At 57.7% G+C, this 18,308-nt stretch carries 16 protein-coding genes; 2 read left to right on the top strand and 14 right to left on the bottom strand.

The window, feature by feature from the left end; translation table 11 throughout:
* The first annotated feature begins 4 nt into the window (after positions 1-4).
* Entirely contained in the window at positions 5-1,489 is a 1,485-nt protein-coding gene (locus tag ACP4QI_RS00080) for a sulfatase (RefSeq protein ID WP_426495974.1), read from the top strand.
* On the opposite strand, the gene ACP4QI_RS00075 is transcribed toward ACP4QI_RS00080, so the two are convergent.
* The 3 genes from ACP4QI_RS00075 to ibpA form a co-directional block, all read right to left on the bottom strand.
* Positions 1,486-3,147, bottom strand: coding sequence for a putative transporter (locus ACP4QI_RS00075; RefSeq protein ID WP_142487672.1), 1,662 nt, complete (start codon positions 3,145-3,147; stop codon positions 1,486-1,488). The genes ACP4QI_RS00080 and ACP4QI_RS00075 overlap by 4 nt on opposite strands.
* A 188-nt stretch (positions 3,148-3,335) precedes the next feature.
* Positions 3,336-3,764 carry a small heat shock chaperone IbpB gene (gene ibpB, locus ACP4QI_RS00070; RefSeq protein ID WP_142487671.1) on the bottom strand — a complete coding sequence of 143 codons (429 nt, stop codon included), beginning with the start codon at positions 3,762-3,764 and terminating at the stop codon, positions 3,336-3,338.
* 132 nt (positions 3,765-3,896) lie between these two features.
* Positions 3,897-4,307, bottom strand: coding sequence for a small heat shock chaperone IbpA (gene ibpA, locus ACP4QI_RS00065; protein WP_426495975.1), 411 nt, complete (start codon positions 4,305-4,307; stop codon positions 3,897-3,899).
* 311 nt (positions 4,308-4,618) lie between these two features.
* Between ibpA and ACP4QI_RS00060 the strand changes: the two genes are divergently transcribed.
* Positions 4,619-4,951 carry a YceK/YidQ family lipoprotein gene (locus ACP4QI_RS00060; RefSeq protein WP_142487670.1) on the top strand — a complete coding sequence of 111 codons (333 nt, stop codon included), beginning with the start codon at positions 4,619-4,621 and terminating at the stop codon, positions 4,949-4,951.
* On the opposite strand, the gene ACP4QI_RS00055 is transcribed toward ACP4QI_RS00060, so the two are convergent.
* The 11 genes from ACP4QI_RS00055 to dnaA form a co-directional block, all read right to left on the bottom strand.
* Positions 4,952-6,178, bottom strand: a complete 1,227-nt coding sequence (locus ACP4QI_RS00055) for a DUF3748 domain-containing protein (protein ID WP_426495976.1) — start codon at positions 6,176-6,178, stop codon at positions 4,952-4,954.
* 51 nt (positions 6,179-6,229) lie between these two features.
* Positions 6,230-7,567 (bottom strand): MFS transporter, encoded by a 1,338-nt coding sequence (locus ACP4QI_RS00050; RefSeq protein ID WP_185902397.1) that lies wholly within the window; start codon positions 7,565-7,567, stop codon positions 6,230-6,232.
* A 179-nt stretch (positions 7,568-7,746) separates the two neighbouring features.
* The gene (gene dgoD, locus ACP4QI_RS00045; RefSeq protein ID WP_426495977.1) at positions 7,747-8,895 is read right to left on the bottom strand and encodes a galactonate dehydratase; all 1,149 of its coding nucleotides are present in this window, start codon (positions 8,893-8,895) and stop codon (positions 7,747-7,749) included.
* Positions 8,892-9,509 carry a 2-dehydro-3-deoxy-6-phosphogalactonate aldolase gene (locus tag ACP4QI_RS00040; RefSeq protein WP_142487666.1) on the bottom strand — a complete coding sequence of 206 codons (618 nt, stop codon included), beginning with the start codon at positions 9,507-9,509 and terminating at the stop codon, positions 8,892-8,894. The genes dgoD and ACP4QI_RS00040 overlap by 4 nt, the downstream gene beginning before the upstream one ends.
* Positions 9,493-10,371 (bottom strand): 2-dehydro-3-deoxygalactonokinase, encoded by an 879-nt coding sequence (locus tag ACP4QI_RS00035; protein WP_285124849.1) that lies wholly within the window; start codon positions 10,369-10,371, stop codon positions 9,493-9,495. Before ACP4QI_RS00035 ends, ACP4QI_RS00040 begins: the two co-directional genes overlap by 17 nt.
* Positions 10,368-11,057, bottom strand: coding sequence for a D-galactonate utilization transcriptional regulator DgoR (gene dgoR / locus ACP4QI_RS00030; RefSeq protein ID WP_426495978.1), 690 nt, complete (start codon positions 11,055-11,057; stop codon positions 10,368-10,370). Before dgoR ends, ACP4QI_RS00035 begins: the two co-directional genes overlap by 4 nt.
* A gap of 250 nt (positions 11,058-11,307) precedes the next feature.
* Positions 11,308-12,120 carry a sugar-phosphatase gene (yidA, locus tag ACP4QI_RS00025; RefSeq protein WP_142487664.1) on the bottom strand — a complete coding sequence of 271 codons (813 nt, stop codon included), beginning with the start codon at positions 12,118-12,120 and terminating at the stop codon, positions 11,308-11,310.
* Between the two features lie 163 nt (positions 12,121-12,283).
* On the bottom strand, positions 12,284-14,698 hold the full coding sequence (gene gyrB, locus ACP4QI_RS00020; protein WP_142487663.1) for a DNA topoisomerase (ATP-hydrolyzing) subunit B: 2,415 nt from the start codon (positions 14,696-14,698) through the stop codon (positions 12,284-12,286).
* A 28-nt stretch (positions 14,699-14,726) separates the two neighbouring features.
* Positions 14,727-15,800 (bottom strand): DNA replication/repair protein RecF, encoded by a 1,074-nt coding sequence (gene recF / locus ACP4QI_RS00015; protein ID WP_142487662.1) that lies wholly within the window; start codon positions 15,798-15,800, stop codon positions 14,727-14,729.
* Positions 15,800-16,903 (bottom strand): DNA polymerase III subunit beta, encoded by a 1,104-nt coding sequence (dnaN, locus tag ACP4QI_RS00010; RefSeq protein WP_032615539.1) that lies wholly within the window; start codon positions 16,901-16,903, stop codon positions 15,800-15,802. The genes recF and dnaN overlap by 1 nt, the downstream gene beginning before the upstream one ends.
* 4 nt (positions 16,904-16,907) lie before the next feature.
* A complete protein-coding gene (gene dnaA / locus ACP4QI_RS00005) occupies positions 16,908-18,308 on the bottom strand; it encodes a chromosomal replication initiator protein DnaA (RefSeq protein WP_142487661.1) in 1,401 nt (466 codons plus the stop codon).

Genomic DNA, 18,308 nt, shown 5'->3' with positions numbered 1-18,308 from the left:
GACGATGAAAGCGATCATTCTGCTCTTCGACAGCCTGAATAAACACTATCTGCCGCCTTACGGGGATACGATCACCCGGGCGCCGAACTTCCAGCGTCTGGCGGCCCGCTGCGCCACCTTCAACAACAGCTATGTCGGTAGTATGCCCTGCATGCCGGCTCGCCGGGAGCTGCACACCGGCCGGTATAATTTTCTGCATCGGGAGTGGGGGCCGCTGGAGCCGTTCGACGACTCCATGCCGGAGCTCCTGAAAAAAGCGGGCGTTTATACCCACCTGATCAGCGACCATCTGCACTACTGGGAGGATGGTGGGGGTAACTACCATAATCGCTACAGCTCATGGGAAATTATCCGCGGCCAGGAGGGGGATCACTGGAAGGCCAGCGTCGCCGACCCGGCGATCCCGGAGGTACTGCGGGTGCCGCAGAAGCAAACCGGCGGTGGCGTCTCCGGGCTCTGGCGACACGACTGGGTCAACCGCGACTACATTCAACAGGAGGCGGACTTCCCGCAAACCCAGGTCTTTAACGCCGGATGCGAGTTCATCGACAAAAATCATCAGCAGGACAGCTGGCTGCTGCAGGTGGAAACCTTCGACCCGCACGAGCCGTTTTATACTACTGAAGCCTATCTCTCGTTGTATCAGGATCCCTGGGAGGGCCCGCACTACGACTGGCCGCGCGGCAAAGTGGAAGAGAGCCCGGAGGCGGTAGAGCATATCCGCTGCCGCTATCGCGCCCTGGTCTCCATGTGCGATCGCAACCTGGGGCGCATTCTCGACCTGATGGACCGCCACGATTTGTGGCGCGATACGATGTTGATTGTCGGTACCGATCACGGCTTTTTGCTCGGGGAGCATGGCTGGTGGGCAAAAAACCAGATGCCCTATTACAACGAGGTGGCGAATAACCCTTTGTTTATCTGGGATCCGCGCAGCGCCCATCAGGGGGTGCAGCGGGATGCGCTGGTGCAGATGATTGACTGGGCGCCCACGCTGCTGGAGTTCTTTAACCAGCCCATCCCGCCTGATGTTCAGGGTCGCCCGTTAGCCCGCATTCTTGAGGATGACACCCCGGTGCGTGACGCTGCGCTGTTCGGGGTTTTCAGCGGGCATGTTAACGTCACGGACGGGCGCTATGTCTATATGCGCGCCGCGCTGCCCGGGCGTGAGAATGACATCGCCAACTACACCCTGATGCCGATCAAGATGAATACCCGCTTTACCCCAGATGAGCTGGAGTCGATTGCCCTGGCACCGCCCTTCCGCTTTACCAAAGGGGTTAAAACGCTGCGGATTCCGGCCCAGGAAAAATACCCGGGAGTCAATCGCGTCGGCCATCTGCTGTTCGATTTACACACCGATCCGTACCAGCAGTGCCCGATTGAGGATAAGGCCATCGAAGCGCGGATGATCGCCCTGCTGGTGCGTCTGCTACGTGAGAGCGACGCCCCGGCAGAGCAGTTCGCCAGATTAGGGTTAGCGGTTTAACCCATCCCCCAGAACAGCACCGCCAGCAATTGCGGCGTGATAATGCGCATGAACATCACCAGCGGATAGACCGTGGCGTAGGAGAGCGCCGCCGCACCGCTGGTGGCGTGCAGGTTGTTGGCAAAAGCCAGCGCCGGAGGGTCGGTCATCGAACCCGCCAGCATGCCGCACAGGGTCAGGTAGTTCATCTTCGCCAACAGCCGCGCCAGAATGCCCATGGTGATCAGCGGGACGGCGGTAATGAGGATGCCGTAACCGATCCAGCTGACGCCGTCGCCGCGGGCCAGCGTCTCGACGAAATCGCCACCCGATTTCAGCCCCACCACCGCCAGAAACAGGACGATCCCCAGCTCGCGCAGGGCGAGGTTGGCGCTCGGGGGCATAAACCAGTAGAGCTTACCTACACAGCCGATACGCCCGAGGATCAGGGCCATAATCAGCGGCCCGCCTGCCAGCCCCAGCTTGAGCGCCACCGGGAACCCCGGCACGTACAGCGGGATGGAGCCGAGCAGCACGCCAAGACCGATGCCGATAAATACCGGTAGCATCTGTACCTGCTGCAATTTTTGTTGCGCGTTGCCCACGATATTGGCGACGGCATCAATGGAGGCCGGACGCCCGACCAGGTTGAGGATATCACCAAACTGCAGGCTGGCCTCCGGGCTGGCCACCAGCTCAATCCCGGCGCGATTCAGCCGTGAGATCACCACGTCATAACGCTCTTTTGCCTGTAATTCGCGGATTTTCTTGCCTAATACTCGCTCGTTCGTGACCACCACCCGCTCAACGCGCATATCGGTGCCGCGGGTGGAGAGCGAGGTATCAACCTCCTGACCAATCACCAGTCGGGCGTTATGCAGGTCCGCCGGCTGGCCGACGAGGTGCAGCAGATCGCCGGTCTGGATCACCGTGCCGGGCAGAGGCACCATCAGGGTCTGCTCGCGCTTCAGGCGGGAACAGATAATGTTGGCGCTGTTGAGGATCGGCACATCCTGGATCGCCAGGTTGTTAAGATTAGGGTTGTCGACGCGGATGTTGATGGTTTTAATCAGCGCCTTACCCTGGGTAAGCGTGGATTCGTGCTGCTGCGCTTCCTGCTCGACGTTAATGCGAAACAGAACGCGCATCAGCCACATGGTGAGCAGAATGCCGCAGATGCCGAACGGGTAGGCCATGGCGTAGCTCATACCCATCTGATCCACGATGCCGGACTCAATCCCCAGATCGCGCAGGATTTGCTGCCCGGCCCCCAGTGCGGGGGTGTTGGTGACCGCGCCGGAGAATATGCCCAACACCACCGGCAGCGGGATGGCGAAGAGTTTATGCAGCAGAGCGGTGACCAGCCCGCCCATTACCACAATCCCCATCGCAAAGAGGTTGAGGCGCAGGCCCGAGACGCGCAGCGAGGCGAAAAAGCCGGGCCCGACCTGAATGCCGATGGTGTAAACGAAGAGGATCAGGCCAAATTCCTGAATAAAATGCAGCATTTGCGCGCTAAGGGTGATGCCCAGCTGGTCGGCAAAATGACCGACAAATATTCCGCCAAACAGCACGCCGCCAATGCCGAACCCGACGCCGCGGATTTTGACATTGCCTATCCACAGCCCGACCACCGCAACCAACGCCAGAATACTGACCGTTAACGCTATATCACTCATGACGGCATCCCTGTGAATAACATTATTATTAACAGGGATTCTCGCAGAGCGCAGGCGGGTTGTATGGGCGATGGCGCACAAAAAAGCCTCGCGGAGCGAGGCTTCAGGTTTGCCCGGCGGCGCTTCGCTTGCACGGGCCTACGAGCTATGTAGGTCGGGTAAGCGTAGCGCCACTCGACACGATGGCATTAGCTATTCAACGCCGGGCGTTCGCTGATGGCGATCCGCTGCGGAGCAATCTCTTCCGGCACGTTGCGGGTGATGTCGATATGCAGCAACCCGTTAGTAAAGGTGGCACCCGTCACTTCCATATGTTCAGCGAGGGTAAAGCTCAGGCTGAACGGCTGAGTGACCAGCCCCTGGTGCAGCCATTTGGTTTCGGTCTCCGGTTTTTCCGGAGTGCCTTTTACCGTCAGGCGCGTGCCTTCCAGCTGGATATCAAGGTTCTGCTGGCTAAAACCCGCTACCGCGAGCGTAATGCGATAGTGGTTATCGTCGCTCTTTTCGATGTTATACGGCGGGAAGGTCTGGCTTTCAGTGGTGCTTTGCAGCGCGTTAGCCAGTTTGTCAAAACCGATCCACTGACGCAGCAGAGGGGATAAGTCGTAATTACGCATGGTAGTTCTCCTTCTGAGAAGCGAGTTCGGCACAATTTTGTGCGCAGTTGTCCAGGCAAATCCTGTTGGATCCGCCTTTGCTCCCGATATCGGCAAGCATTCAGGTATGGGCCGCCGCAGCGACCCGAACAATTAATTAATCTCGATACGGCGCGGTTTTTTCGCTTCCGGGATCACACGTTCCAGATCGATATACAGCAGGCCGTTGATCAGGTTCGCGCCGTGAACGTGAATGTTCTCAGCTAACTGGAACTTACGCTCAAAGTTACGTTCCGCGATGCCCTGATAGAGGTAGGTACGTTCTTTCTGCTCGCCCGCATGAGCGCCTTTCACCACCAGCAGGTTGTCCTGCGCGGTGATCTCCAGTTCGCTTTCAGCAAAACCGGCCACGGCAATCGCGATGCGATAGTGGTTTTCGTCAACCAATTCAACATTGTATGGAGGGTAGCCGTTGCTCTGGCTTTGGTTGTTTTCTAAATGATTGAACAGACGATCGAAGCCAATGGCTGAACGATAAAGCGGAGAAAGATCAAAGTTACGCATACAGTTAAAACTCCTGAAATCAGCAAGAATTGTCGCCTTCCACGGTGGACAGGCTGGGGTATCCCAAACGCCCCTCAGGCACGTTTGTTCATTGATACACTCTTAAAATGGGTCTGCTTCCGGTCTTTTCAAGAGCAGCGCAGCGAGAATTTTTTGCACTTTGCGGGTACTGGAATAGACTGGGACTACAGCACGTAAGGTTAAAATGCGATAGGTGCCACAGAGCGGTACTTTTCAACTATTCATTTTGACAATGGCCCGTTATAAACCCGGTTGCGGGTCTGTATTGGGCCATTGATGATGACTGACTGATAATGAAAAATGTTCTGATAAAGCTGACGATGTGCAGCGCGGTGGTTGTGCTTTGCGGATGTTCGAGCGTGATGTCTCACACCGGCGGTAAAGAAGGAACGTATCCCGGAACGCGCGCCAGCGCGAACATGCTGGCGGATGACGACACCAACTGGGGCACCAAATCCCTGGTGGTGCTGGATATGCCGTTTACTGCTGTTGTTGATACCCTGCTGCTGCCGTGGGATCTTTTCCGCAAGGATAAATCCGTTCGCTCCCGCGTGGAGCAAAGCGAGGAGAAGACGCTGGCGACCAACGCCGTCATCCCCCCCGCTGAGATGCCCTCTCGCTGATTAGCACCCGGTTTCTGTTATCCACAATTGACGGAAGCCCTCGACCTCCTCCATCCAGGCCAGATAGCGCCCGTCAGGCGAGTAAACCACCGCATCCCCCGACGGCGGGTTGCCGTGATCGGACGTCAAAAACGTTACTTCACCAGATGTGGCATCGCAGCACGCAATACGATCCTCCAGCACAAACCCCAGCGAATGGCCCGCCGGATGCCAGTTAAAGGCCGACTGGATATCGCGTTGATTATGGGTGAGCTGCCGGGGCTCACCCCCTTCCGGCGCGATCAGCCACAGCTGCACCACACCTTTATCATCACGCATCAGAAACGCGATTTGCGTCGCCTGCGGGTTACTGCGTATCCAGTGACGCGGCACGTTCACCAGCCCCGGATAACCATGGTCATGGGTAAAGGTTAAACGGCGCTGCTTCACCCCGGCAGGAGGTGCGGGCATACGATCCTTCGTGCCCTGCAGCGGGAGATCGCCCGCCTGTTTCCAGCCATGTTCGTCTTTCGGCAGGTCAACGATAAACAGCTCCGGCACTTTTTCACCGTCAGCGGAAAGGGTATCGCCGATAAAAGCCAGCCGGTCGTTGCCGATCCAGCCCTCTTCATAGGCACGGTTGATCTCATCGCTGCCGGGTTGCGGCGTCGGGGTTGTACAGCTGACCAGTACGCTCCAGTGTGTGCCGGCATATTCCCGCGGATGGTTGCCTGCGGGTGTCACCGGACCAAAGGGTGCAGCCACGCCCACGTTGCGTAAATCGCGCTTCGGATCGTACTCGTGCAGCACGTGGTCGTTATAGGTAAAGCTGACGTACTGCCCGTCCGGGCTATACACATGGACATGGCTGCCGCCGCGCAGCGCGCCGGGCGTGAAGGGCGCGGTGATATCCATCGCATCGAGATTGTTTACCTGCCCCAGTCCGGCAATCACCCCCTGGCGGTGGTGAAAATCGTACTGCCAGTGGGCATCAGGATTTTGCGGGCCGTGAATAAAGACGTATTGATTTTCCGCAGGATGAACGGTCACCACCCCAACGTGCGCGCCGTTGCTGGCGCGATAAATCACCTCCACCTCGCCGGTTTCAACGTTAACCCGCTCAATGGTTTCGCCGGTAAAGGACGCGCCGGAAGGACGGACGTCAAAGACCAACCACTGGCTATCTGCGGTCCAGGTGCGGGTGTTGGTGAGCTGATGGTTGCGGGGAGCGAAGGTGATTTGTTTCATGAGGATACCCTGATGCGCGGATGTGGCATCAGGGTATAGCATTGCCGGGGATTAGCCTACCCGTTTCACGTCGCCTACCAGCAGGATGTAGGAGAGCGCGCCAATCAGGGCTACCGCTGAGATATAGACCAGCGCCGGGCCGAAACCGTAGTCCTGTGCCAGGTAGCCGATCACCAGCGGCACAGTGATCCCGCCCAGGCCACCAACGAAGTTAAACACTCCGCCGGTCAGGCCAATCAGACGCATCGGTGCCAGTGACGATACCAGCGACCAGGTGATAGAGGCAAAGCCATTCCCGAAGAATGCAACCGCCATCAGAGTCATAATCCACACCGGATCGTTGGTGTAGTTTGCGCCCATGATACAGGTGGAGATCAGCAGCCCACAGATGATCGGCGTTTTACGCGCGATGCCGAGGGAGTAGCCTTTTTTCACCAGCTTATCCGCCAGCCAGCCGGAGAGCAGCACGCCAAAGAAGGCCGCCAGGAACGGCACCGTGGTCATAAAGCCCGCCTTCAGCGCGGTAATACCTTTCTCCTGGGTCAGGTAGTTCGGGAACCAGGTGAGGAAGAACCAAAGCGTTGAGGTGACAGCAAACTGGCCCAGGTAAACGCCCACCAGCTTACGGTGGAACACCAGCTTCCAGTCGGCTTTGGTCAGCGGCTGACGCGCCTCTTTTTTCACTGGTGCATCGCCGTCGACCAGACCACCGCCATCGCGGATATAATCCAGCTCGGCTTTGCTGATGCTTTTGGTCAGACGCGGCGGCTGATAGACCTTAATCCAGATAAACGACCAGATAATGCCGATCCCGCCGGTGACGATAAAGACCCAGTGCCAGCTCAGCAGCTCCTGGATCCAGATCAGTAGCGGGGTCAGGAACGCGAGGCCGACAAACTGGCCAGAGGTATAGAACCCGACCGCAGAGGCGCGCTCATGCTCCGGGAACCAGCTGGTGACCATACGGTTGTTGGTCGGGAATGCCGGAGCTTCGAAAATACCGGTGATAGCACGCAGGCCAATCAGCGACATTAAGCCGGTGGCAAAGCCCTGGAACAGGGTCGCCACGGACCAGCCGAAAATGGCGATAAAGTAGGTCAGGCGTGAGCCGACGCGGTCGAGGAACCAGCCGCCCGGGATCTGGCAGAGCGTATAGAGCCAGGCAAAGGCCGAGAAGACGTAACCCATTTCCGCTTTGGTGATACCAAACTCTTCCTGAATATGGGCCGAGGCCACGGCCAGGTTGGCGCGGTCGACATAGCAGATGACCACGGTAATAAAGATCATCATCAGCGTCAGGTAACGGCGACGCCCGGTTTTTGTAGCAGTAACTGGAATATCCATCGCAATCTGTCTCCAGATTTTGGGCATAGCGAAGCCGCTCACCATGCCCTGTAAATTACAGAGGGTGTATTTGATTTTTTAATTAAAAACTTAACCAGAATGCGCTAAATAATTCGTGCTGGGGGAAGGCGGCAAGTTTTCGCATCCCCGGGAGCATACAAAAGTATGTGACCGGGGTAAGAAAGCGCAGCCAACGCATCACCAGCGCGAAGTATGACGCGCATTTACCACTCGGCTACAGAACCGTCTTCATGACGCCACAGTGGGTTACGCCAGTCCGGCGCATTTTTACTCAGCTCAATGACTTTGGCTTCGTCGATCTCCACGCCAAGGCCCGGCTTGGTTAACGGTTTGAAGAAACCGCCTTCCATGTTGAAGTCCTCTTTGTTCTTCACAAAGTCGAGCAGCTCCGCGCCCTTGTTGTAGTGAATGCCCATGCTCTGTTCCTGGAACACGGCGTTGCGCGAGACGAAGTCCACATGCAGACAGGCGGCCAATGCAATCGGCCCCAGTGGGCAGTGCGGCGCCAGCGCCACGTCGTAGGCTTCTGCCATCCCGGCAATTTTGTAGCATTCGGTGATGCCGCCCGCGTGGGAGAGATCCGGCTGCAGAATCGCAACGCCGCCCGCTTCCAGCACGCGTTTGAACTCGAAGCGCGAGAACATACGTTCGCCCGCCGCGATCGGAATATGGGTCTGTTCCGCCAGTTTCGGGTAGTACTCAGCCTGCTCGGCCAGCACCGGCTCTTCGATAAACAGCGGACGATACTGCTCCAGCTCTTTGATCAGCACTTTCGCCATCGGCGCGCTGACGCGGCCGTGGAAGTCCAGACCAAATTCAATCTCGTTGCCGAAGGCCTCTCGGATCTGCGCCACGGTATTCACGGCGCGATCGACCGCACGCGAGTTGTCGATAATGCCCATCTCCTCGCAGCCGTTGAGCTTAAAGGTGTCAAAACCGATGCCGCGCAGCTTGTTGATGCCGTCGATCACCTCTGCCGGACGGTCGCCACCTACCCAGCTATACGCTTTGATTTTGTCGCGCACCAGGCCGCCCATCAGCTGCCAGACCGGGGCATTCAGCACTTTGCCTTTGATATCCCACAGCGCCTGGTCGATACCGGCGATAGCGCTCATCATGATCGGGCCGCCGCGGTAGAAGCCCGCGCGGTACATCACCTGCCACAGGTCGTTAATGCGTGCCGGATCCTGACCAATCAGGTATTCGCCCAGCTCATGCACCGCCGCTTCGACGGTGCGCGCACGGCCTTCGATGACCGGCTCGCCCCAGCCAACCACCCCTTCGTCGGTTTCGATTTTCAGGAACATCCAACGCGGAGGTAAACGGTACGTGGTGAGTTTGGTTATTTTCATTTCACTGCCTCTCGATACGCTTTCACAAATGCCGCTGCCTGCTGCGCGGTACGTTCTACGGTCTGCCCGGCGCGATAGAGATCGCTGCCCAGCCCCGCGCCGACACAACCGGCTTTCATCCATTGAGCCAGGTTTTCTGGCGTTACGCCGCCCACGGCAAAGACCGGGACGCTGGCGGGCAAGACCGCTTTCAGCGCTTTGATGTATTCCGGGCCAAAGGCCGACGACGGGAAAATTTTGAGCGACTGCGCGCCCGCATCGAGAGCGGTAAAGGCTTCTGTGGCGGTGGCGCACCCTGGGCACACGGTCATGCCGTAATCCACCGCACGGCGGATCACCTCAGGGTTGATATTCGGCGTAACGATAAGCTTGCAGCCCATCTTCGCCAGCCGATCCACCTGCTCAGGCTGTAAAACGGTACCCGCGCCGATCAGCGCCCTGTCGCCAAAGGCATCCACAACCGCCGGAATGCTTTTTTCCCACGCCGGGGAGTTGAGCGGGATTTCCACCGCGTCGAATCCGGCGTCAATCACCGCGCCAACGTGGGCTAAGGCCTCGTCAGGGGTGATGCCGCGCAGAATCGCGATAAGGGGAAGATTAGTTTGCCACTGCATGAGCGATGCTCCTTATTCCTGCCTGAAATGCCGTGTCGCCTTCCACCGCCGCCACATCGCGCCCGATGGCGTGGAACGCCTGACGGTAACGTGAAGTCAGTGATGAACCCGCGACGAGGGTGATGGACTGCTGCCCGGCGAACTGCTCGCTCAGGGTGGCGACTTCTGCGCCAATCAGCAGGCCCGATAAAAATTCGCTGACCTGCTCGCGGGGAAGGGTTCCCAGCACGTGCGAGGCGCGAACCTCAAAAAGCTGCGGCAAAACGGCAGGGGAAGCGATCCCGCGTTCAAGCCCGGCGGCAAACGCCTCAGGCGAGGCTTCTTGCTCAGGTAAACCGGCACCCACCAGCGAATGCTTAAGCAGCAAATGGTGCAATTCGCCGGTCATCACGGTGCGAAAATCGTGGATCTGCTGAGCATCGGCCTGCACCCATTTACAGTGCGTACCGGGCATCACGTAGACAGAAGAAGGAGAGAGCGTGCGCGCGCCGAGCAGCTGGGTCTCTTCGCCGCGCATTACGTTATGGTTATCGTCACGTGAGACGCACAAGCCGGGAATGATCCAGACGTTGTCGCCAACGGACGTTAACTGTTCGCCAATGGCAGAGAAATGGGCAGGAATCGGCAGATATGGGGCTATCTTCCAGCCCACGTTGCTGCCGACCATTCCCGCCATCACCACCGGCGTGGCGCCGTCGCGCCAGTTTTGTGTCACCTCTGCTAACACCGCCTCGGGGGATTTACCGTTCAGACGCGTGACGCCTGCTTCGGATTGCCTGCTCTCCAGGCACTGCTCGCCCTGATACAGCCAGGCGCGCAGATTGGTTGATCCCCAGTCAATTGCGATGTAGCGAGATGTCATGTGATTTCCTTCAACCTTCGTGTTGAGCTGGCGATCATGGTTAATGCCGCCTGCTCTGCCGCATCGCTGTCCTGATGCCGTATCGCATCGAACAGCGCTTTATGTTCCTGGAGCGTCTTCGGCATGTTGGCCTCATCACCCATCCAGGTTCGTTCAAATACTGCTCGCTGTAGCGAGCTGATCGCCACGCTCAGCTGCTGTAACACCGGATTATGCACCGACTGCAGCACCGCTTCGTGGTAGCGGATATCCGCCTCGTTAAAGGCATCCCGGTCCTGGTTGTTGGCGATCATGTCGTTCAGGGCCGACTCAATCTGCGCCAGGTCGCCGGAGGTTGCGCGTTCTGCCGCCCAGCGGGCGATAGCCGGTTCCACCAGGTTTCGCACCTCGCTCATCGCGCCGATCAGCCGTGGGTCATAGTCGTTTTCCAGCACCCACTGCAGAATGTCGGTATCGAGGTAGTTCCACTGGTTACGCGGGGCGACAAAGGCGCCGCGATAACGCTTCATTTCAATCAGCCGCTTCGCCATCAGCGAGCGGAACACTTCCCGAATGATGTTGCGCGAGGTTTCAAACTCCTCACACAGCTCCGCCTCTGCGGGCAGCGGCGAGCCGGGAACGTATTTGCCACCCACAATCTGGGTGCCCAGCGTAATGACGATGCGATCGGTTTTATTGAGAGTCATGGAGAGTCCTTGTGCTCTGTATGTCCATCACTACTTTACCGCGACCGCTGAATTTCGCCTCAATTTTGCAGTACAAACGTGATGCTATTCGTCATTGCCGTGGTCGTAATGTAGTACAATCAGATAATGTTGTACTACAATCTGGATCACAAAAAGAACAATCAGTGAAAGGAATGTTAAAGAAAGGTTCCTGCAGGGATAAAAAAACCCGCAACGTGTGCGGGTCGTGGAGCGCGGGTTTTGCCAGGTCTTAGTTCAGTACAAACTTCTCAATAGCGTATGCCACGCCGTCTTCGAGGTTAGATTTGGTGACGAAGTTAGCCACCTCTTTCACCGACGGGATTGCGTTTTCCATCGCCACGCCTAAGCCAGCATATTCCAGCATCGCAATGTCATTTTCCTGATCGCCCAGGGTCATGATCTCTTCCGGTTTGATCCCCAGCGCGTCGGCCAGCGACTTCACGCCGGTGCCTTTATTAACGCGTTTATCAAGGATTTCGAGGAAGTACGGCGCACTTTTCAGCACGGTGTACTTCTCTTTTACTTCCGCCGGGATGCGGGCGATGGCCTGATCCAGAATCGCAGGCTCATCAATCATCATCACTTTCAGGAACTGGGTAGCCGGATCCATTTTCTCCGCTTCGCAGAACACCAGCGGGATAGTGGCGACGAAGGATTCATGCACCGTGTAGTAGCTGATGTCGCGGTTGGCAGTGTAAAGCGTGTTGCGGTCGAGAGCGTGGAAGTGCGAGCCCACGTCGCGGGAGAGTTGTTCCAGATAGCGGTAATCGTCATAGCTCAGCGCCGTTTGCGCCACCGTGCTGCCATCGGCCGCTTTCTGCACCAGCGCGCCGTTGTAGGTAATGCAGTAATCACCCGGCTCATTCATATGCAGCTCTTTCAGGTAGCTGTGGACGCCAGCATACGGACGACCGGTGCACAGCACCACGTTCACGCCTTTCGCACGGGCTGCGGCAATCGCGTTCTTAACGCCTGGAGAGATGGTGTGATCTGGCAGCAGCAGCGTGCCGTCCATATCGATTGCAATGAGTTTGATAGCCATGGGATCCCCGGTTGGAATGAGTCTGGACTCATGCTAACGCGATTCCGCTCAAAAAACAGTAAAGAAAAGGGGGATAGAAAGGGGAAGCGGGATTCCTCTTTTGCGGGCAAAGAAAAGCCCGGTGGCGCTAGCGCTTACCGGGCCTGGAACGTGGGGCGTTACATTAGATATCGATGTTCGCCGCTTTCAGGGCGTTCTCTTCGATAAAGGCACGACGTGGTTCAACCGCATCGCCCATCAGGGTGGTGAACAGCTGGTCCGCTGCAATCGCGTCTTTTACGGTGACGCGCAGCATGCGGCGGCTTTCCGGATCCATGGTGGTTTCCCACAGCTGATCCGGGTTCATCTCGCCCAGACCTTTATAACGCTGAATGGAGAGGCCACGACGGGACTCTTTCACCAGCCACTCCAGCGCCTGCTCGAAGCTGGCCACCGGCTGACGGCGCTCACCGCGCTCGATAAAGGCATCGTCTTCGATCAGGCCGCGCAGCTTCTCGCCGAGGGTACAGATACGACGGTATTCCGCGCCGGTCACGAACTCCTGATCCAGCGGATAGTCGGTATCCACACCGTGGGTACGCACGCGGATCACCGGCTCGAACTGGTTCAGTTCGCTGTTCTCGTTAACGTCGAACTTCCACTGGCTGCCGTGCTGCTCGTTCTCGTTCAGATCGGTCACCAGGGTGTTCACCCAACGGGTCACGGCCTGCTCGCTGCTGAGGTCAGCTTCGGCCAGCGTCGGCTGATAGACCAGCGCTTTCAGCAGCGTGCGCGGGAAGCGACGCTCCATGCGGCCAATCATCTTCTGGGTCGCGTTGTACTCAGACACCAGACGCTCCAGCGGTTCACCCGCCAGCGCCGGGGCGCTTGAGTTGGCGTGCAGGGTCGCACCGTCAAGGGCGATAGCGATCTGGTACTGATCCATCGCTTCGTCGTCTTTGATGTACTGTTCCTGCTTGCCTTTCTTCACTTTGTACAGCGGCGGCTGGGCAATGTAGACGTGGCCACGCTCAACGATTTCCGGCATCTGACGGTAGAAGAAGGTCAACAGCAGCGTACGGATGTGCGAGCCGTCGACGTCCGCATCGGTCATGATGATGATGCTGTGATAGCGCAGCTTGTCCGGGTTGTACTCGTCACGGCCAATGCCGCAGCCCAAAGCGGTGATCAGCGTCGCCACTTCCTGAGAGGAGAGCATCTTGTCGAAGCGCGCCTTCTCAACGTTAAGGATTTTACCCTTCAGCGGCAGGATCGCCTGGTTCTTACGGTTACGGCCCTGCTTCGCAGAACCGCCCGCGGAGTCCCCTTCCACGAGGTACAGTTCGGACAGCGCCGGGTCGCGTTCCTGGCAGTCCGCCAGTTTGCCCGGCAGGCCAGCCAGATCCAGCGCGCCTTTACGACGGGTCATTTCACGGGCTTTACGCGCCGCTTCACGGGCACGCGCCGCATCGATAATTTTGCCGACCACGATTTTGGCGTCGGACGGGTTTTCCAGCAGGTATTCGCTCAGCAGCTCGTTCATCTGCTGTTCCACCGCCGATTTCACCTCGGAGGAGACCAGCTTGTCTTTGGTCTGCGAGGAGAACTTCGGATCCGGCACCTTCACGGAGACAACAGCAATCAGGCCTTCACGGGCATCGTCACCGGTGGCGCTGACTTTCGCTTTTTTGCTGTAGCCTTCTTTGTCCATGTAGGCGTTCAGGGTACGGGTCATCGCCGTACGGAAGCCGACCAGGTGCGTACCGCCATCGCGCTGCGGGATGTTGTTGGTAAAGCAGTAGATGTTTTCCTGGAAACCGTCGTTCCACTGCAGCGCAACTTCAACGCCGATACCGTCTTTTTCGGTGGAGAAATAGAAGATATTCGGGTGAATTGGCGTTTTGTTCTTGTTCAGGTACTCAACGAACGCCTTGATCCCGCCTTCGTAATGGAAGTGATCCTCTTTGCCGTCGCGCTTGTCGCGCAGGCGGATAGAGACGCCGGAGTTCAGGAACGACAGCTCGCGCAGACGCTTGGCCAGAATGTCATATTCAAACTCGGTGACGTTGGTGAAGGTTTCATGGCTTGGCCAGAAACGGACCTGCGTCCCGGTCACGTCAGTTTCACCGGTAACCGCCAGCGGAGCCTGCGGTACGCCGTGCACGTAGGTTTGCTGATGCACCTTGCCTTCGCGACGGATCAGCAGCTCCAGCTTCTGCGACAGGGCGTTAACCACAGAGACGCCAACGCCGTGCAGGCCGCCGGAGACTTTATAGGAGTTGTCATCGAACTTACCGCCTGCGTGCAGGACGGTCATGATCACTTCCGCCGCGGAGACGCCCTCTTCCGGGTGGATACCGGTCGGGATGCCACGGCCATCATCGGTGACGGAGACGGAGTTGTCGGCGTGGATGGTCACCACGATGTCTTTACAGTGACCCGCGAGCGCTTCGTCGATAGCGTTATCCACAACCTCAAATACCATGTGGTGCAGACCGGTGCCGTCATCCGTGTCGCCGATATACATACCCGGGCGCTTACGCACCGCATCCAGCCCTTTCAGGACTTTGATACTGGAGGAGTCATAAGAATTCGACATCAACGTTTCTCGCTCATTTATTCTTGGGTTAATCCGTTATTTTACCCTTTTCCACGGTGAACATCTTCGAATTTTTGTCCGACATGTCCATTACGTGTTCAGCGCTAATCGCACTGACGAAAACCTGCGACTGCGTGGCTTTTAAGCGGCTGGCAAGCAGCCCGCGCCGTGCGTCGTCAAGTTCCGAGGCAAAATCATCAATCAGGTACAGGCAGCGTCGTCCGCTTTCACGGGTTAAGAACTCGCCCTGCGCCAGGCGCAGCGCGCACATCAGAAGCTTGAGCTGCCCGCGTGATAAAGTATCTTCCACCGGCGCACCGTCGGCACGAATGCGGAAATCCGCCTTGTGCGGGCCGTGCGCGGTGTAGGTCAGCATGCGATCGCGCTCGAAGCTTCGCTCCAGCACCTCGGCATAGTCGGTCTCTTTCTCCCAGCCGCGCTGGAAGGAGAAGCTCAGAGAGAACTCGGGTAAAAACTGTTGGCAGGTATCCGCCATGTCCTGCGCGATCCCGGCGCTGTACTCGGCGCGCCAGCGGCTGATCTGCTCTGCCAGCGGGATCAGCTCTTTGTCCCACGCCCGCAGTTGGGCATAGCGGGTAACCTGGCGCAGCGCGGCATTGCGCTGCTTGAGTAGCCGTTTAAGGTTGCTCCAGGCGGTAAAGAAGCCCGCTTCGTTATGGAAGCATCCCCAGTCAAGGAAGGCTCTTCTGTATTTGGGGCCGCCGTTGAGTAAAGTAAACCCCTCGGGAGTGATCAGCTGCATCGGCATCAGCAGCGCCAGCTCGGCCACTTTGTGCCCGTCGGTGCCGTCGATGCGCACCTTGCTGTCACCCTGCTTGTCTTTGGTCAGGCCGATGGCGGTTTCATGATCCTCGCCCTGCAAACGCCCATGCAGGATGAACGACTCCTGCTCGTGGCGAATTACGCGGCCAATCTGCAAACTGCGAAACGCCCGACCATGGCCGAGCGTATAGATGGCTTCCAGCACGCTGGTTTTGCCGCTGCCGTTGGCGCCAACCAGGAAATTAAAGCCGGGGGATAAAGCAAGATCCGCGCTTTCGATATTGCGAAAGTCGCGGATCAACAGGCGGGTGAGCGACATTACAGTCTCATTGGCATGACAACATAAGCCGCGCTTTGGCTGGCAGCATCTTCAATCTGTACGCTCGACACGGAGTCCGTCAGCAGAATACGCACGTTCTCGCACTTCAGCGCATTCAGCACATCCAGCACGTAACTCACGTTAAAGCCGATTTCCATTTCGGTGCCCGCCGCATAGGTAACATCGAGGATCTCTTCAGCCTCTTCCTGCTCCGGGTTGTTGGCGGTGATCTTCAGCTGGTTTTCGCTGACATACAGGCGCACGCCGCGGAACTTCTCGTTGGAGAGGATCGCCGCACGGGCAAAGGCCTGCTTGAGGATATCGCAGCCCGCTTCCAGCGTTTTGTCCGGGTTCTTCGGCAATACGCGGCGGTAGTCCGGGAAACGACCATCCACCAGCTTGGAGGTGAAGATAAAGTCACCGACGTGGGCGCGAATATTGTTGCTGCCGATCTGCACGCGCAGCGGGGTTTCGCCGCCGTCGAGCATACGCATCAGCTCAATCACGCCTTTACGCGGTACGATCACCGAATGGTTCGGCAGGCTCACGCCAATCGGCATGGAGCAGACCGCCAGGCGGTGGCCGTCGGTGGCCACGGTACGCAGCTCTTCACCTTCGGTTTCAAACAGCATGCCGTTTAAGTAGTAACGTACGTCCTGATGCGCCATCGAGAACTGGGTGGCTTCAATCAGGCGCTTCATGGTCGCCTGCGGCAGGGTGAATTCAACTTCGCTCTGCCAGTCATCGAGGTTCGGGAAGTCGATAGCCGGGAGCGTGGAGAGCGAGAAACGGCTGCGGCCGGAGCGCACCAGCATGCGGTCGCCTTCCAGCTGCACGGCAATTTCCGCCCCTTCAGGCAGGCCACGGCAGATATCAAAGAACTTACGCGCCGGAACGGTGGTTGCGCCCGCTTCGTGAGGCTGAGAAAGCGTCACGCGTGCGACCATTTCCATCTCGAGATCGGTGCCGGTCAAAGACAGCGTGCCGTCTGCGACCTGCAGCAGCAGGTTACCGAGAATAGGCAGCGTCGGGCGGCCGCCTAAGGGGCCACTCACCTGTTGCAGCGGTTTTAATAAGTGTTCACGTTCAACGGTAAATTTCATAGCGTCACGAAGATAATGTTCTGATTAAATTGGAGAAGTCTTCTTTTATGTCGTGGCTTTCTTCACGCAACTGCTCGATCTTACGACAGGCGTGCAGCACGGTAGTATGGTCACGGCCACCAAACGCATCGCCGATTTCCGGCAGGCTGTGGTTGGTCAGTTCCTTTGCCAGCGCCATCGCCATCTGACGCGGTCTCGCCACCGAGCGGGAACGGCGTTTGGACAGCAAGTCCGCCACTTTAATTTTGTAGTACTCCGCCACCGTCTTCTGAATATTGTCGATGGTGACCAGTTTTTCCTGCAATGCCAGCAGATCGCGCAGCGCTTCACGCACGAAATCGATAGTGATCGCCCGTCCGGTGAAGTTGGCGTTCGCGATCACGCGGTTCAGTGCGCCTTCCAGCTCACGGACGTTGGAACGCAGGCGTTTGGCAATAAAGAACGCCACCTCGCCCGGCAGACGAATATCGTTCTCGTCGGCCTTTTTCATCAGGATCGCCACGCGGGTTTCCAGCTCCGGTGGTTCGATCGCTACCGTCAGCCCCCAGCCGAAGCGGGATTTCAGACGATCCTCAACCCCGTTGATCTCTTTTGGATAACGATCCGAGGTCAAAATGATCTGCTGATTGCCTTCCAGCAGGGCGTTGAAGGTGTGGAAAAACTCTTCCTGAGATCGTTCTTTATTGGCAAAGAATTGAATGTCATCGATCAGCAGCGCATCAACGGAGCGGTAGTAGCGTTTAAACTCTTCGATCGCGTTGTTTTGCAGGGCTTTAACCATGTCCTGAACGAAGCGCTCGGAGTGCATATACACCACTTTGGCATTCGGCTTACGCGCCATGATGCCGTTACCCACCGCGTGCAGGAGGTGCGTTTTACCCAGACCGGTACCGCCATAAAGGAACAGCGGGTTATAGGCGCCGCCCGGGTTATCCGCTACCTGACGGGCCGCCGCGCGCGCCAGCTGGTTCGATTTACCTTCGACGAAGTTATCAAAGGTGTGTTTGACGTTAACGTTAGAGCGGTAGGTCGGCTCTGCCGGGGCCGGAACGTTATCCCAGCCAGCCCGTGGCGCAGGGGCGACACGCGGCATCTGAACCTGCGCGGTTTGCGCGGGTGCAGCGGCGACGTTAACGGTCTCTCTGAGGGTTTGGGTGACCGGTTTTGTGCCCACTTCGAAACGCAGCTGTGGGGCATCGGCACCGCAAAATTCGTTTAGCAGTCCATTGATGTTATTGAGGTATTTGTCCCTGACCCAATCGAGCACAAAACGGTTTGGCGCATACAAAGCCAGCGTGTTATCGCTCAGTTCCGCCTGCAACGGGCGGATCCACATACTGAATTCTGTGGCTGGTAACTCATCCTGCAATCGGGCAAGACACTGCTGCCAAAGCGAAAGTGACAC

This window comes from Leclercia sp. TB492 (genome assembly GCF_049974505.2).
Taxonomy (GTDB): domain Bacteria; phylum Pseudomonadota; class Gammaproteobacteria; order Enterobacterales; family Enterobacteriaceae; genus Enterobacter; species Enterobacter adecarboxylatus_C.
The sequence above is the reverse complement of the archived record's forward strand: the minus strand, read 5'-3'. Positions and strand labels throughout refer to the sequence as shown.

Bases quoted from the DNA above. Each gene is read 5' to 3' on its own strand.
- ACP4QI_RS00080 (WP_426495974.1), top strand. From the start codon at position 5: ATGAAAGCGATCATTCTGCTCTTCGACAGCCTGAATAAACACTATCTG.
- ACP4QI_RS00075 (WP_142487672.1), bottom strand. From the start codon at position 3,147: ATGAGTGATATAGCGTTAACGGTCAGTATTCTGGCGTTGGTTGCGGTG.
- ibpB (WP_142487671.1), bottom strand. From the start codon at position 3,764: ATGCGTAATTACGACTTATCCCCTCTGCTGCGTCAGTGGATCGGTTTT.
- ibpA (WP_426495975.1), bottom strand. From the start codon at position 4,307: ATGCGTAACTTTGATCTTTCTCCGCTTTATCGTTCAGCCATTGGCTTC.
- ACP4QI_RS00055 (WP_426495976.1), bottom strand. From the start codon at position 6,178: ATGAAACAAATCACCTTCGCTCCCCGCAACCATCAGCTCACCAACACC.
- ACP4QI_RS00050 (WP_185902397.1), bottom strand. From the start codon at position 7,567: ATGGTGAGCGGCTTCGCTATGCCCAAAATCTGGAGACAGATTGCGATG.
- dgoD (WP_426495977.1), bottom strand. From the start codon at position 8,895: ATGAAAATAACCAAACTCACCACGTACCGTTTACCTCCGCGTTGGATG.
- ACP4QI_RS00040 (WP_142487666.1), bottom strand. From the start codon at position 9,509: ATGCAGTGGCAAACTAATCTTCCCCTTATCGCGATTCTGCGCGGCATC.
- ACP4QI_RS00035 (WP_285124849.1), bottom strand. From the start codon at position 10,371: ATGACATCTCGCTACATCGCAATTGACTGGGGATCAACCAATCTGCGC.
- dgoR (WP_426495978.1), bottom strand. From the start codon at position 11,057: ATGACTCTCAATAAAACCGATCGCATCGTCATTACGCTGGGCACCCAG.
- yidA (WP_142487664.1), bottom strand. From the start codon at position 12,120: ATGGCTATCAAACTCATTGCAATCGATATGGACGGCACGCTGCTGCTG.
- gyrB (WP_142487663.1), bottom strand. From the start codon at position 14,698: ATGTCGAATTCTTATGACTCCTCCAGTATCAAAGTCCTGAAAGGGCTG.
- recF (WP_142487662.1), bottom strand. From the start codon at position 15,800: ATGTCGCTCACCCGCCTGTTGATCCGCGACTTTCGCAATATCGAAAGC.
- dnaN (WP_032615539.1), bottom strand. From the start codon at position 16,903: ATGAAATTTACCGTTGAACGTGAACACTTATTAAAACCGCTGCAACAG.